Origin of the sequence: Streptococcus mitis (assembly GCF_047464035.1) — a bacterium.
Lineage (GTDB): Bacteria > Bacillota > Bacilli > Lactobacillales > Streptococcaceae > Streptococcus > Streptococcus mitis_DX.
In genome coordinates, this window is the sequence record NZ_JASHCQ010000058.1 from 1 (window position 1) to 507 (window position 507).

Sequence of the window (507 nt, forward strand, 5' to 3'; positions counted from 1 at the left end):
ATTACTTACCACTATCCCTAAAGGGATCCTCATATTCTTTTACACTTAATTTATCTAGTGCTATATCATGCTTTTCCTGTTCTTGAATATATTTCTTAATTGTGGCTTCATTAAGCCCTACTGTACTCACATAGTAACCTTCCGCCCAGAAATGCCGATTCCCAAACTTGTACTTGAGATTGGCGTGTTTGTCAAACATCATGAGTGCACTTTTTCCTTTTAAATAACCCATGAAACTCGAAACACTTATCCTTGGTGGAATACTTACTAACATGTGTACATGGTCTGGCATTAAGTGACCCTCGATAATTTCAACTCCTTTATAACTACACAAGCGATGAAATATTTCGCCTAAACTACTTCGATATTGATTATAGATAACTTTTCGTCTATACTTAGGGGTGAACACAATGTGATACTTACAGTGCCACTTTGTGTGCGATAAACTATGAGCCTTTTGTGCCATATTTTTCTCCTTTCGCTTTACAATTGGCTTGAACACCTTTA

General features: G+C 36.5%; 1 protein-coding gene. It reads right to left on the reverse strand.

The window, feature by feature from the left end:
* Window position 1 precedes the first annotated feature (1 nt).
* Window positions 2-466, reverse strand: coding sequence for an IS200/IS605 family transposase (gene tnpA / locus QM818_RS09015; RefSeq protein WP_000057429.1), 465 nt, complete (start codon window positions 464-466; stop codon window positions 2-4).
* Window positions 467-507 lie beyond the last annotated feature (41 nt).

What these genes read in the sequence shown, in the direction of transcription:
- tnpA (WP_000057429.1), bottom strand. Translation starts at nt 466, where the DNA reads ATGGCACAAAAGGCTCATAGTTTATCGCACACAAAGTGGCACTGTAAG.